Below are 13,203 nucleotides of genomic sequence, written 5' to 3'. Positions count from 1 at the left end.
CGGACGAGGAGACGGACATGGGGGCGCAGCAGCGGCCGACCATCAAAACCGTGGCGGCGCGGGCGGGTGTGGGGCGCACCACGGTGTCAAGGGTCATCAACGGCTCGACGCTCGTGAGCGACGAGGCGAAGGCCGCGGTGCTCGCCGCCATAGCCGAGCTGAACTACGTCCCCAACTCGGTCGCCCGAGGTCTGGTGACGCGGCGGACCAACTCCGTGGCGCTGGTGATCCCCGAGTCCGAGAGCAGGCTAGGTTCGGAGCCCTATTTCGCGGGCGTCATCCGGGGCGTGAGCACGGTGCTCGCGACGACGGGCACGCAACTCCAGCTCATGCTCGTCCGCGACAGCGGTGAACGGAACCGGCTCACGGACAGCGTCGCGGAGCGCAGGGTGGACGGCGTCCTGCTGGTCTCGGTGCACGAGCACGACCCCCTGCCCGGAATCCTGGAGGACATGGGCCTGCCGACGGTCCTGGCGGGCCGCCGCTCGCCGGCGGAGTCCCTGAGCCACGCGGTGTCGGACAACCTGGGCGGCGGACAGGAGGCGGGACGGCACCTCATCTCCCGGGGCCGCACGACCCTCGCCACCATCTCCGGACCCCTCGACATGGATGTCTCCCGCGGCCGGCTGCGGGGGTGGACGACCGCCCTCGAAGAGGCGGGCATCGCGCCCGACGAGCGGCTGGTCGCTTCGGCCGACTTCACGGAGGAGGGCGGAATGCTCACCATGCGTTCGCTGCTTGAACGTGCGCCCGACCTCGACGCCGTGTTCGCCGCGTCCGACGTGATGGCGGCCGGCGCCATGCTCGAACTGCGGCGCCAGGGAAGGCGCGTGCCGGACGACGTCGCGATCGTCGGCTTCGACGACTCCTACATCGCGCGCTACGCCTACCCGTCGCTGACGAGCGTCAGGCAGCCGGTGGAGGAGATCGGCTCGACGATCGCCCGCATCCTCCTGGAGGAGATCGCCGATCCCGGGGTGGCGAGGCGTCATGTCTTCCTGCCCACCGAGCTGGTCGTGCGCGACTCCTCCTGAAGGGTCCGGCCTGCCGAGAGGGGAGTGCGCAGGCCGACGTCCGCCGGACGATGACGCCGTGCCAGGACGGCCTACCGGGCAATTCCCGGACGTACGCGGCCGACTGGGCGGGGGATCTCCCACGTCGTCGACTGCGCCCTGTTCCGGCGGCCCTGGCAGATCTCGGTCGTCGTCGCCACTCGGCGTAGTTGTGACACGGCGTCGATACGCCACCGGGAAGTGTTGACCGCCTGGGGCCGCACCCGGTCAATTCAGGAGGCGCATCCCCGACGTCTTCTTCTGTTAGGAACTTCCTTGCCTCCCTTGCCACTTGGCGGGCGTATCGCGGTGTCAGGCATTGCCCTGGTGCTCCTGTCGACCCTCGGTGCGGCCCCGGCGTCCGCGACCTCACCTCCCTCCGTTCCCGGCACGGCCGGCAACCCGTCGCCGCGCGCGGCGACGGGCCCCGTCGGCACCGCCCGCACCGTCACCCTGATCACCGGTGACAAGGTCACCGTCACACCGGCGCCCAACGGCGCACCGGCGTCGATGATCGTCGAGCGCCGCGCGGATGCCACCGGGTCCGTGCGGACCGTCACCGACGCCTCGGGCACCTACGTGATCCCCGACGACGCCGAGCCCTATGTCGCCTCCGGCGCACTCGACAGGCGGCTCTTCAACGTCACCGGGCTCATAGCCCAGGGGTACGACGACGCGCGTGCGGCCGGGCTGCCCCTGATCGTCACCCGTGACGCCGCGGCGTCCTCTCTCGCCCGCACCGACCTGCCCGGACTCGTCTCCGAGCGGCAACTGACCTCTGTGGGCGGTGAGTCCGCCACCGCGGACCGTTCCAGGGCCGCGAGTCTGTGGCGGGCCCTCGTGCAGGAGCCGGACGGGAACGGCGTCCGCGAGTCAGCCGCCGGAACGCCCTCCCTGTCCGGCGGCATCGACAGGATCTGGCTGGACGGCAAGGTCAAGGCGGCCTTGGCGGACAGCACGGCCCAGATCGGAGCGCCGCGGGTCTGGGACGCCGGCGCGACCGGCGCCGGGGTCAAGGTGGCCGTGCTCGACACCGGCATCGACGCGGACCACCCCGATCTCCAGGGACGCATCGTCTCCGGCCGGAGCTTCGTACCGGGAGAGGACATCACCGACCGTCGCGGGCACGGTACGCACGTCGCGTCGACCGTCTCGGGCACGGGTGCCGCTTCGGACGGCAAGGAGAGGGGTGTCGCCCCGGGCGCCGACCTGGCAATCGGCAAGGTCCTCGGCGACAGCGGATCCGGCGACGAGTCCTGGATCATCGCCGGGATGGAGTGGGCCGCCAGGACCGAGAAGGCCAGAATCATCAGCATGAGTCTGGGCAGCTCCTCCCTGCACACCCAGACGGATCCTATGAGCCGGAGCGTGAACCGCCTCAGCGAGGAGACCGGTGCGCTCTTCGTCATCGCGGCGGGCAACTCCGGACCGGGCGAGTACACCGTCAACGCGCCGGGCACGGCGGCAGCCGCGCTCACGGTGGGCGCCGTCGACTCGGCGGACCAGATGGCAGGCTTCTCCAGCAGCGGCCCACGCGAGGGTGACGACGGACTCAAGCCCGACGTCACCGCGCCAGGAGTGAACGTGCTGGCCGCTCGCTCGCACCACACCAGCGGTGAGGGCCACTACACCGTCAAGAGCGGTACGTCCATGGCGACTCCGCACGTCGCCGGCGCCGCCGCACTACTCGCCCAGAAGCACCCCGACTGGACGGGACAGCAGCTCAAGGACGCCCTGATGAGCACGAGCAAGGCGACTCCGGACACGAGTGCCTACCGCGGCGGTACCGGCCGTGTCGACGCCGCCGCGGCCTTCGGGACGCGGCTCGTCGCCACCGGCTCGATCGACACGGGCCTGATCAAGTGGTCGCGGGACCCGCAGCCGATCGAACGCTCCGTCACCTACACGAACCACGGCGACATCCCGGTGTCCCTGCGGCTGACACTGGACCGGGGCGACAGCCCCAGCGACCTGTTCACCCTGGAATCCGACCAGGTCACCGTCCCGGCCCACGGCACCGCCTCGGTCGGTCTCGTCGTCGACCCGCGCAAGGTGGCCGTCGGCGGCCACACCGGCCAGATCGTCGCACGGGACGCCGCCGGCGCGGTCGCCGCCCACACGGTCCTCAGCACGCGGACGGAATCCGAGCGGTACGACCTGACGCTTCGGGTCAAGGACCGTGACGGGCAGCCCTCGACAGGCACGGTCACCCTCAAGGGCGCCAACGATCCGTACCTCCGGTCGCACCGGGTGCCGGAGGACGGTCTCACCCTGCACCTGCCCCACGACACCTACTCGGCGATGATGTTCAAGGACGTCCGCGGGGCGCACGGTCCGTACTCCAAGGGCCTTGCGCTGCTGGGCGACCCGGAGGTCGAACTGACCGATCCCACGACGGTCACCTTCGACGCCTCCGAGGCGCGTCAGGTCCGCGCGCTGACGCCCAGGCCGAGCATGCCGACGAACACCAGGGTCGAGTACTGGCGCTCGTTCACGACCGCGCAGCCGAAGCCCGGGACGTACGGGGACTGGATCGACAGCAAGATGATCGATGCGACCTACGACAGCGTGTGGGCCCAGCCCTCCCCGGAGAAGGTGAAGGTCGGCGGCTTCGACTTCACCACCAGGTGGCGGGCCCCTCAGACCCCGCTCCAGGTCTCCCACGGCACGCACAACCTGGATGTGCTCATGCAAAGGGGCGCCACGTCACTTCCGGACGGCAGCGCGAACCTGGACGCCGTCTTCGCGGGCACCGGCTCCGCGGCCGAGTACACCCACCTGTCCGCGCGGGGCAAGGCGGCCGTCGTGCGCCGCAGCGCCACCGTCACGGCGTACGAACAGACCCAGGCCGCCCAAGCCGCCGGGGTGAGGCTCCTGCTCGTCGTCAACGACGCGGTGGGCAGGCTCCACACCTGGTACGGCGACAGCGACTACCACTCGCCCGGGCCGCTGGCGGTGGCGTCGGTCACCAGGAGCGACGGCGAATCCCTCATCGCCGACATCGCGGCGTCGCCCCGGGACCGGACGCGTCTGCGCACGACGGCACATCCCGTTCCCTCCTATCTGTACGACCTGGTCAGCCATCACACGACAGCGATCCCGCCGGACCTGACCCATCGGGCCGACGCCCGGAACCTCGCACGCGTGGACGTCACGTTCGGCCACGGTGCGGCGACGCCCGCCTCGGAGACACGTGTCGACCTCCCGCGCTACCTCCTGGGCGGCGCCTGGAACTTCCTCACCGAACCGGTCCAGCGAGGACGGCGCACCGACTGGGTCTCCACCAGCAGTGCCGTCAAATGGCAGCAGAGGGTCGACGTCGGCGACGTGACGACCGAGACGTCCGAGGCCGTGACGTACGCCTCCGCCGGTACCCACGAGGAACGGTGGACCACACCGATCACGCGCCCTCGCATGATCGGTGACAACCTCCCCTCACGGGAGAACGGCAGCGTCCTGTACTACGACACACCCGCGTGGGGAAGCAGCGGAGCGGCACACTCGGGCAAGAGCTGGGGCGGTGGTCTGTCGCAGCGCACCGCGCTCTACCAGGGCGACACATTGCTCGCGGAAACGGACTACGACAGCGGATACGCCACGGGCCTGGCCCCCGAGCGTCTGCCGTACCGGCTCGTGGTCGACGCCTCCCACGACAACCCTGCGTTCAGCCGGTACTCCACATCCACCCGCACCGAGTGGTCCTTCGTCTCCGGGCAGGCCGAGAACGAGACAGTCCCGCTGGTGCAGCTCGACTACGGTGTGGACCTCGACACCGACGGCAGAGCCCGCCGCTCGGCCGCCCTCACCCTCACCCCGTCGGTGCTCGGCGCCCCCGAGAACGAGGTGTCCTCCGTCCGGCTCGACGTCTCCTACGACGACGGAACCACCTGGCACCGCATGAGGACCTCGCGGCGCGACGGCGCGTGGACAGCGCACCTGTCCGCACCTCGCTCGGCCACGTTCGTGTCGCTGCGAGCCGTCGCCACGGACGGGACGGGCGCTTCGATCTCCCAGAGGGTCATGCGCGCGTTCGGCCTGAGGTGACGTGACACGGGGACCGGTGCGGCGCCCTCCGCGGCACCGGTCCCGCGCACGCCCGCTCCCCGGCCGCGTGATGGGTGTGGTGCTGGTCCGAGTGCGCCCGGCGGGAGAAAACGGGTCGACGGAGGTCACCGCCTCACCTGATCATGCGGGCATGCCGCTGAAGGAGACCCTTGCCCGCGTCGACGCCGATCTGGCGGCCGGCCGCGTCCCCGTCGCGCGTCAGCGCCTACGCGGGCTGGTGTCGTCCTACCCGACCGACCTGGAGCTTCGCCGGCGCCTGGCCGAGGTGTACCGCCTGTACGGAGAACCAGCGCAGGCGGGCCGCTGGATGTACCTCGAACAGGACCGGGACGCGGCAGAGACCTCCGCCTTCGAGGCGCGATACCCCTCAGGTCCCCGGCGGATGCGGGCACTTGCCTGGCAGGGTCCGGAGCCGCTCGCCCGAACGGCCTGGGCCAGGGAACAGCTCGCCGCGGTACGAACGGAATGCTCCGACGTCGTGGGACACCCCGTCGACTGGGACGCGGTGCCCTCGGGCGAGCCGGCGGACGGTCGGGGAGGCGGGTTCGCCGGGTTCCTGGCGGGTGCCGGATGCCTGGTGGCGGTCCTCGCCTTTCTCGCCGTCTGGGTGAACGGGCTCGTCGCGCTCCTTGACTGACTCGTGCCCGCGATTACCGAGGCGGGATCTGACGCAGAGTCTTGCGGTAGACGCCGTACATGGTGAGAAGGAGGACAGCGGGCGGACCGACCAGGAAGATCCAGGGCCATACCAGGGTGTTCACGATCTCGGGCATGTCGAAGAACACGGTGAGGAGCGAGATTCCGGTGATCGGGATGATGGACAGGAACATGGCGGCGACTCCGCAGCCGAGGGCGGACTGCCGTGCCGTCTGCCGCTCGATGTGACGTGCCGCCTCCGCATCGGGTCTCCAGTCGGCGCCGCGCAGCTGGAACCAGAGCGCCTGAAGCACCGCGAACTCGCGCTCCACATTCACGTGGCGGTCGTCGACGAACGGCAGTATGAGGCGGCGTCCGTCCCGGCCGTAGGCGCTGACGATCACATTCGCCGCATTACTCGCGGCGCCCGCGCCCGGGTTGGGTTCGACGCGCAGCGCCTGGATGTCCTCCCAGGCCAGATGGCGACGTGTGACGAGGCCGCGCACCCTCAACGCCTTGACGTCCGCCGTCGTCGCGCAGCGCCCCACGGCCCACAGGAGCCACCCGAGCAGGCCCAGTGTCCCTACGCTGCCGAGGGTCCGGGCGAGGACCGGCAAGCCCTCGAGGAACAACAGCGGGGCCACGATCGTGATCGCGGCGCCGAGGAACGCGAAGACCATGGCGCGTATCTGGGCCGAACTGATCCGGTACTCGCGGGGAACGGTTCTCGGGCCGACGTCCATCGGTGTGCCCTTGCCCTTTCGGCCGACGCGAACAGCTGTGGCCTGTCCATGTTGCCCAGTCAACTTCCCTGTGTCCAGCGAGAGTTGCTTCTCAACTGGCCTACGCTGTCGGGCAGTTCAGCGGAGGAGGCGCTGCGCGCCGTACCACTCCGGTGCGGGATCGAGACGGCCCGGATGGCGGGCGAGAATCTCCTGGAAGAAGGCCGTCGGCGACGGCGGCGGACTTTCGACGGTGTCCAGTGCCCGTAGCCAGGCGGCGAAGCCACCGTCCGCGCCCTCTGAAGGTACGGGGGCCGCTACGACCGGACCCGCATGATCCTCACGCCGTCCGCCTGCGGAACCGGCCACCTCCAGCCGCGCCGGTCCCTGCTCGGAGAGGAACTGCTCACGCCGCTCGCTCGGCGGGTTCTCACCACACACTGCGAGTGTGGGCCCGCACAGGAAACACGAGGACTCGGCGTCCCGACGCGACGTCGAGCGACAGGTCGGTGGTGCCCAGCGACTAGTGTCGAGGACATGAGCGAAAACTCGGAGCGTTCCGTCGTCGTCGAGCGCACCGGCAGCGGCCGGTTCGTCGCGACCAACGTCCGCGGCGGATCGATCACTTTCGGTACGTCCTCGGACAGCGGGCAGGACACCGGCTTCACCCCGGTCGAATTGTTCCTCGCCGCCATCGGAGGGTGCACGGCCGTCGACGTCGACGTCGCCACCGGCCGCCACGCGGAGCCCACCGGTTTCTCCGTGGCGGTGACCGGCGACAAGATCAGTGACGACCTGGGCAACCGGATGACGAACCTCCAGGTCACCTTCACCGTCGCGTTCGCGGACGGCGACGAGGGCGCGGAACGCGCCCGCGCCATCCTGCCCCGCGCGGTGAAGGCGTCCCACGACCGTCTCTGCACGGTGAGCAGAACCGTCGAGATCGGCGCACCCGTGACCACGACGGTCGCGGACGCCTGACGTCCCGCACGGGTCCGCCCACCCGGTCAGCGGCGAAGTGACGCGGCGTCTCCCATCACGACCACCGGGTGCTGCTCGGGATCGAGCCACAGCAGCAGTTCCCGCATGTGCTGCTTCTTCAGGCTGACGCAGCCCTGCGTGGGCCCCTCGTGGTCGACGTGGAGCCAGATGCCGCCGCCCTTCTCGGTACCGAGCGGACGGGTCCAGTCCAGGGGCGAGTGGCCCGGCTCACGGTTGTAGTCGATCGCTACGACGTAGTCGAAGGAACCCGACAACGGCTCACCGAGGACCCCGGTGCCGTTGATCGTGAAGCCGGAGGACCGGTCGTAGGGCAGCCGCGTGCCGGGGTCGGGCAGCAGACCGCCCGCGTCGGTGAGGGTGAACACACCGATGGGAGAACGCCGGTCGCCCAGGCGGTGGTCATCGGTCCAGCCCTTGAGCGCGTTGTGGGCGGGCCAGGTGACCCCCGGCTGCCACCCCGCTTCGGTGCGCCGGTAGAGCGTCACCTCCGAGTCCCAGGAGTTCTTGCCGCGGCCGCTGACGAGGACGACCTGGCGGGTGTCACGCGGGATCCCGGCGAGCGTGCGGGGGCCCACGCCCGGCAACGGCGTGGGAGCTGCCGTCTGACTCTCCGCGCGGTGTCCGCCGGCGGGCTGGGGCTTCGCCTGCGCCGTGCCCGGTCCCCCTGACGGGCCCGCCGTCCCCGCCGCCGCGGCGGCGGTGTCCGGCCGGTTGTCGTCGGACGAGGCGCCGACGCCCGCGCACCCGGTCAGCGTCGCGGACAGGGTCAGGGCGAGCGCCGGCACCGCGAGGAGCCTCAACGACGTCGTGGTGTGCCGCCCTTGGCGTGGGGCGCGTGGAGGCGGGGGTGCGATGTGAGGGAGCTCAGCCATGTTGATCAGCCTGGAGGGCGGATGTGAGGAACTGGTCAGCGCGAGCGGCTCGTTGCCGGGGGAGGGGGCACTCACCGTGCGGAACCCGCTGTCCACTCGCGCCACGACATGTTCCAGCCGTTGAGGCCGTTGTCCGGGGCGATGGTCGCGTCCTGCGAACCGCGCACCACGACCACGTCGCCGAGCAGGGAGTTGTCGAAGAACCAGGCGGCGTCCTGCGAGGTGTCACCGCCCCCCTGCACATCGTTGAGTCCCACGCAGCCATGGCTGATGTTGGACCTGCCGAACACCGAGTCGTCGCCCCAGTAGTTGCCGTGGATGAACGTGCCCGACGTGGACAGGCGCATGGCGTGCGGGACGTCCGGGATGTCGTACTCACCGGCGAACCCGACGGTGGCGCCGTTCATCCGGGTCGTCCTCAGCTTCTCGGAGATCACCATCCGTCCGTTCCAGGTGGGGGAGGACGGGGCGCCGGCCGTGACGGGTATCGTCCGCGCGACGCGGCCGTCGCGGACGACCGTCATCCGGTGCGCGGCGGCGTCCACGGTGGACACCTGACTCCGGCCCACGGTGAAGCGGACTGTTCCGTCCTGCTCGCCGTAGGCGCCCTCGGCGCCCCTGACGCCGTCCAGACGGATGCGGACCGTGACCTCGGATCCGGCCCTCCAGTACTGCTGCGGGCGGAAGTCGAGCCGACGCGCGCCGAACCAGTGACCGACGACCTTCTGGCCGCTGGTGGACGTGACCTCGATGCCGGACTCGACGGCCCGCCGGTCGGAGATCGCCCTGTCGAACGTGAACGAGACCGGCATCCCCACACCGACCGTGGAGCCGTTCTCCGGGACATGGGTGCCGGTGAAGCGGTCGGCTTCGGCCAGGGTCGTGAACGTGATCCTCCTGGTCGCCGTCGCCCCGGCGTCGCCTCTGACGACGGCTGTCAGCCGGTAGGTGGTGCCGTGGTCCAGGGCGTCGTCCGGGGACCAGGACCTCCCGCCCGCGGCGAGCGTGCCGGGCACGCTGCGGCCGTCCGCGGTGACCAGCGACGCGTCGGTGAGCGTGCCGTGCTCCACCACTACCCGGCCTCCGGCGCGGACGGAGACGTTCCGTTGTCCGTCGGAGGCGCCGAGGGACATGCGCGGCTGCGTCGCCGCCCGGCCGGCGGCCGAGGGCTCGTCCGGACGCTCGTCCCCCGACCCTGCCCCCGTGCCGCAGCCGGTCAGCAGGCATGCCGAGGCGGACAGCAGGGCAAGCGCCCGGGCGAGGCGAGGCAGGGTGGTGCCGCTCTGGTGCATCGTGTCTCCGTCGTGTCCGTGAACGGTGTGCTCCACGAAGAGGTGGAGCGTGACCGGCCCCGGCCGCGAAGGGCGCGCGGCACCGCTGGACGTCACCACGGCAGCGCCCGCACCACGTACGCCTCGGGGCATACCCCGAGGCTGACGTGGACTTATCAGGAAGTTGTCAGCATGTGGGAAGGGCGACCATCCGGCCCTCCAAGGATCGTGGGCGCCTAGAGTCGGCTGCGTGTGCGCACATGTCCTGGTCGCGGAAGACGACCTCATGCAGGCGGAACTCATCCGCCGGCTGCTCGTGAAGGAAGGCCACGAGGCCGTCGTGGTCACCGACGGGCGGGCGGCCATCGACGAGGCCCGCCGCCGCAGGCCCGATCTCGTCGTCCTCGACCTCATGCTGCCCGGGGTCGACGGATACGGGGTCTGCCGGGTGCTGCGCGACGACGAGGAGGTGCCGATACCGATCCTGATGCTGACCGCCCGTTCGACCGAGGACGACCTGCTGCTCGGACTGGACACCGGCGCGGACGACTACATGACCAAGCCCTACAGTCCACGGGAGCTGCTGGCACGCATCCGTGCCGTGCTGCGCCGCACGGCGCGGCCCTCGGAGCCGGCCACCGTACTCCGTGCCGGCGGTGTCACCGTCGATCCGGTCCGCCACGTGGCCACCTGCGACGGCGCCGCCGTCCCGTGCACGCCCGGCGAGTTCGCGATCCTCCACGCGATGGTCGCGGAACCCGGCCGGGTCTTCACGCGCCGCCAGTTGCTGCACCACACCCGCGGCCACGACCGCGCGTCCACCGAGCGTGCCATCGACGTGCACATCATGAACCTGCGCAAGAAGATCGAACCGGACCCGCGCAGACCCGCCCGGCTGCTCACGGTCTTCGGCGTCGGATACAAGTTCGCCGGCGGTCGTGATGGCGGCTGACTCCCGCGCCGGCATACCCATGCGCAGAAGCCTGCTGGTACGGCTTCTGCTCACCTCGATGGCGATCACCGCGCTCTCCGTGGGCGCCACGGCGTGGCTGGCGGTGGAGACCACCACGCGCGCCGTGCAGGAGGAACGCGGTCAGCTGCTGGCCGACGACACCGACATCCTCCGGCAACTGAGCGGCTTCGCCGCGGGCCACGCCGACTGGGACGGGGTCCGGGCCACGGTACTGGCACTCTCGCGCACGACGGACCGGCGCATCGCCGTGACCACCACGGCCGGCCGGGTCGTCGCCGACTCCGCCCCCGCGGGGTCGGCCCTGCCCGACCGTGCCTCGGCCACCATCGACCCCCTGCGCATCGACACCTACACCGAACCCGGCGGCCAGCTCTCCGGCATCGACCCACGGGCCGTGGGACCGTACGCGCTCGACCGCCAGGAACGCAGGTTCGTCAGGAAGCTCGCCGAGATACGCCTGTCGTGCATGCGGCGCCACGGCAGCGACGGCACCCTGCGGCAGGGTCCCAGCGGACGCACGGTGATCACCCAGGACGCCGGGGACGCGAGCGTGCCCATCGAGTGCGCCGACGGGAAGCTCAACACGCCGACCGGGACGGAGGCGGCCGCGCTGGAGGAGCTCGACGGCCTCCTGCAGGCCTGCGTCGGCACCGGACGGAGCATGATCGGCTTCAAGATCGGCATCAGTCTCGACGTCATCTCCGGAACGAGCAAGGTTCCGGCACACGACGGCGCCCTCCCCACCGAGGGCCGGCAGAAGGCCAAGGACTGCGTCGACAGCGCGCGCCGCACCCAACTCGACCCGTTCGTCGCGCCCCGGGCACTGCTCTACCTGGGCAGCCAGAACCAGCGCCTCTCCGTGTTCGACCTCTCCACGGCCAACAAGGCCAAGATCGTCGGAGTGACGGCAGCGGTGCTCGCCCTGAGTCTCGCCCTGACCGCGGGCGTCGCCGTCCGTCTCGTCCGCCCCCTGCGCGCCCTGACGACCGCCGCGCTGCAACCACCGCAGCGGCACACCCGTGTCCCCGTCACCACCAAGGACGAGACCGGGCTCCTGGCCGCCGCCTTCAACGAACTCAGCGCACGACGGGAGCAACTGGAGGCCCAGCGCAGGGCCATGGTCAGCGACATAGCCCACGAGCTGCGCACCCCGCTCACCAACATCCGCGGCTGGCTGGAGGCCACCCGTGACGGTCTGGTCGACGCGGAGCCGGACCTCATCGCCTCGCTCCACGACGAGGCCCTGCTGCTCCAGCACATCATCGACGATCTGCAGGACCTCGCCGCGGTCGACGCGGGCACCTTCGAACTGCACCGGGAACCCGTCCGCGCGGACGACCTGGTCGCCCAGGTCGTGGCCGCCCACCGCGGCACGGCCGACGCCGCGGACGTCGATCTGCGCAGCGACGTCCGATCCGGCCTCTGGCTGGACGCCGATCCGGTGCGGATGCGCCAGGTCCTCGGCAACCTCGTCTCCAACGCCCTGCGGCACACCCGGGCGCACGGCAGCGTCACGCTCGTCGCCCGGCCGGACGGTGACGACGTGGTGCTGACGGTGCGGGACACGGGCGACGGAATCGCCCCGCACGACCTGCCGCACGTCTTCGAACGGTTCTGGCGCGCGGAGAAGTCCCGCAGCCGGAGTACGGGCGGGAGCGGGCTGGGCCTGTCCATCGTCCGTCAGTTCGTCGAGGCCCATGGCGGGACCGTGAGTGCCGAGAGCACCCCCGGCGTGGGCGCGGTGTTCACCGTGCGCCTCCCAGGTGGCCCGCTCCCGGAGTCCGGCTGACGGGTCGGCGCCGGGTCACGCCGTCCCGCAGCGGCCGCGGAGCAGTTCCACACCGTCGCCCACGAGGTCGTCGCAGTACGTCGCCCGTCCGGTCGTGGCCATGACGAGGGCCAAGGTGGGCCCGGACACCAGTGGCCCGGAACCGGTCGCGAACGGGCCGTCGTCGGCGACGAGCCGCAGTCCGCCGATGCGTCCCTTGGCGAGGACCACGAGGTCCGAGCCCTGGTAGTACTCGGCGACCTGTGTGACGACCTGGACCGGGTAGTCATGACGGATGCCCAGCGGCCTGCGGATGTCCTCTCCGTGCACGAGCGTCTCGCCCAGCATGGCGATCGGGGGCAGGGGCGGCTTGGTGGTGCTCGGGACGACCTGCCGGAATCGCGCAAGGGTCTCGGCCGGAGTGGAGCCCAGCTGCTCGGCCAGCCGCATCGCCACCTGCTTGTCGAAGTCGAACCGGCAGCGGATCACCCCTGCCATCCACCGCACGGCATTGAGGCTCGCGCCGGCGGTGAGGTGCGCCAGCACCTCACGCACCGTCAGGCCGGTGCACAGCGAGGGCGTCGTCCAGCCCTCGTCCGTCAGCTCCGAGAGATCGGCCGCCAGCGCAGCTCGCTCGGCGTGGATCAAGGGCCACACGCCGTCCCTGCGGCTGCCGGCTGCTGTCACTTCGCGCTCAGTCATGAGGAAGGTTCTCCTGTCAGGGGGCGTGCCTGGTAGGGGGAGACCCGTATCGGACGGCAAACTCATCGCCCGTGACCAAATTTCTTGGCCGGCACAACTGCCTGCTGCTCCCCGGCTGCCGGGTGAAATCGCCGATTTTC

The 13,203-nt window shown here is 70.9% G+C and carries 10 protein-coding genes; 6 read left to right on the top strand and 4 right to left on the bottom strand.

The features are described from left to right. Nucleotides 1-17 precede the first annotated feature (17 nt). From ACIP2X_RS10085 to ACIP2X_RS10075, 3 genes are all read left to right on the top strand, one after another. Nucleotides 18-1,034, top strand: a complete 1,017-nt coding sequence (locus tag ACIP2X_RS10085) for a LacI family DNA-binding transcriptional regulator (protein WP_401669970.1) — start codon at nt 18-20, stop codon at nt 1,032-1,034. A 327-nt stretch (nt 1,035-1,361) separates the two neighbouring features. Further along, entirely contained in the window at nt 1,362-5,096 is a 3,735-nt protein-coding gene (locus tag ACIP2X_RS10080; protein ID WP_401669967.1) for a S8 family serine peptidase, read from the top strand. 151 nt (nt 5,097-5,247) lie between these two features. Then, nucleotides 5,248-5,754: a DUF6584 family protein gene (locus ACIP2X_RS10075; RefSeq protein ID WP_401669964.1), complete on the top strand. Its 507-nt coding sequence runs from the start codon at nt 5,248-5,250 to the stop codon at nt 5,752-5,754. A 13-nt stretch (nt 5,755-5,767) separates the two neighbouring features. On the opposite strand, the gene ACIP2X_RS10070 is transcribed toward ACIP2X_RS10075, so the two are convergent. Further along, nucleotides 5,768-6,496 carry a PH domain-containing protein gene (locus tag ACIP2X_RS10070; protein ID WP_401669962.1) on the bottom strand — a complete coding sequence of 243 codons (729 nt, stop codon included), beginning with the start codon at nt 6,494-6,496 and terminating at the stop codon, nt 5,768-5,770. Nucleotides 6,497-7,012: 516 nt separating this feature from the next. On the opposite strand from ACIP2X_RS10070, the gene ACIP2X_RS10065 reads away from it, so the two are divergent. Continuing rightward, entirely contained in the window at nt 7,013-7,456 is a 444-nt protein-coding gene (locus tag ACIP2X_RS10065) for an OsmC family protein (protein WP_401669959.1), read from the top strand. A 26-nt stretch (nt 7,457-7,482) separates the two neighbouring features. Here the strand turns inward: ACIP2X_RS10065 and ACIP2X_RS10060 are convergent, their stop codons facing one another. Further along, on the bottom strand, nt 7,483-8,349 hold the full coding sequence (locus ACIP2X_RS10060) for a L,D-transpeptidase family protein (protein WP_401669957.1): 867 nt from the start codon (nt 8,347-8,349) through the stop codon (nt 7,483-7,485). 71 nt (nt 8,350-8,420) lie between these two features. Next, on the bottom strand, nt 8,421-9,641 hold the full coding sequence (locus tag ACIP2X_RS10055; protein ID WP_401669954.1) for an Ig-like domain-containing protein: 1,221 nt from the start codon (nt 9,639-9,641) through the stop codon (nt 8,421-8,423). Between the two features lie 229 nt (nt 9,642-9,870). On the opposite strand from ACIP2X_RS10055, the gene ACIP2X_RS10050 reads away from it, so the two are divergent. Both ACIP2X_RS10050 and ACIP2X_RS10045 read left to right on the top strand, forming a co-directional pair. Then, on the top strand, nt 9,871-10,572 hold the full coding sequence (locus ACIP2X_RS10050) for a response regulator transcription factor (RefSeq protein WP_401669952.1): 702 nt from the start codon (nt 9,871-9,873) through the stop codon (nt 10,570-10,572). Beyond that, nucleotides 10,562-12,382, top strand: a complete 1,821-nt coding sequence (locus ACIP2X_RS10045; protein ID WP_401669949.1) for a sensor histidine kinase — start codon at nt 10,562-10,564, stop codon at nt 12,380-12,382. The genes ACIP2X_RS10050 and ACIP2X_RS10045 overlap by 11 nt, the downstream gene beginning before the upstream one ends. 15 nt (nt 12,383-12,397) lie before the next feature. On the opposite strand, the gene ACIP2X_RS10040 is transcribed toward ACIP2X_RS10045, so the two are convergent. Continuing rightward, nucleotides 12,398-13,063 carry a maleylpyruvate isomerase family mycothiol-dependent enzyme gene (locus ACIP2X_RS10040; protein WP_401669946.1) on the bottom strand — a complete coding sequence of 222 codons (666 nt, stop codon included), beginning with the start codon at nt 13,061-13,063 and terminating at the stop codon, nt 12,398-12,400. Nucleotides 13,064-13,203 lie beyond the last annotated feature (140 nt).

The sequence above is a fragment of the Streptomyces sp. NPDC089424 genome (assembly GCF_044749345.1).
Taxonomy (GTDB): Bacteria; Actinomycetota; Actinomycetes; order Streptomycetales; family Streptomycetaceae; genus Streptomyces.
This window is presented reverse-complemented; position numbering and strand designations above follow the sequence as displayed.

Coding starts and splice junctions, on each gene's coding strand:
- ACIP2X_RS10070 (WP_401669962.1), bottom strand. CDS start 6,496: ATGGACGTCGGCCCGAGAACCGTTCCCCGCGAGTACCGGATCAGTTCG.
- ACIP2X_RS10065 (WP_401669959.1), top strand. CDS start 7,013: ATGAGCGAAAACTCGGAGCGTTCCGTCGTCGTCGAGCGCACCGGCAGC.
- ACIP2X_RS10055 (WP_401669954.1), bottom strand. CDS start 9,641: ATGCACCAGAGCGGCACCACCCTGCCTCGCCTCGCCCGGGCGCTTGCC.
- ACIP2X_RS10060 (WP_401669957.1), bottom strand. CDS start 8,349: ATGGCTGAGCTCCCTCACATCGCACCCCCGCCTCCACGCGCCCCACGC.
- ACIP2X_RS10040 (WP_401669946.1), bottom strand. CDS start 13,063: ATGACTGAGCGCGAAGTGACAGCAGCCGGCAGCCGCAGGGACGGCGTG.
- ACIP2X_RS10075 (WP_401669964.1), top strand. CDS start 5,248: ATGCCGCTGAAGGAGACCCTTGCCCGCGTCGACGCCGATCTGGCGGCC.
- ACIP2X_RS10045 (WP_401669949.1), top strand. CDS start 10,562: ATGGCGGCTGACTCCCGCGCCGGCATACCCATGCGCAGAAGCCTGCTG.
- ACIP2X_RS10085 (WP_401669970.1), top strand. CDS start 18: ATGGGGGCGCAGCAGCGGCCGACCATCAAAACCGTGGCGGCGCGGGCG.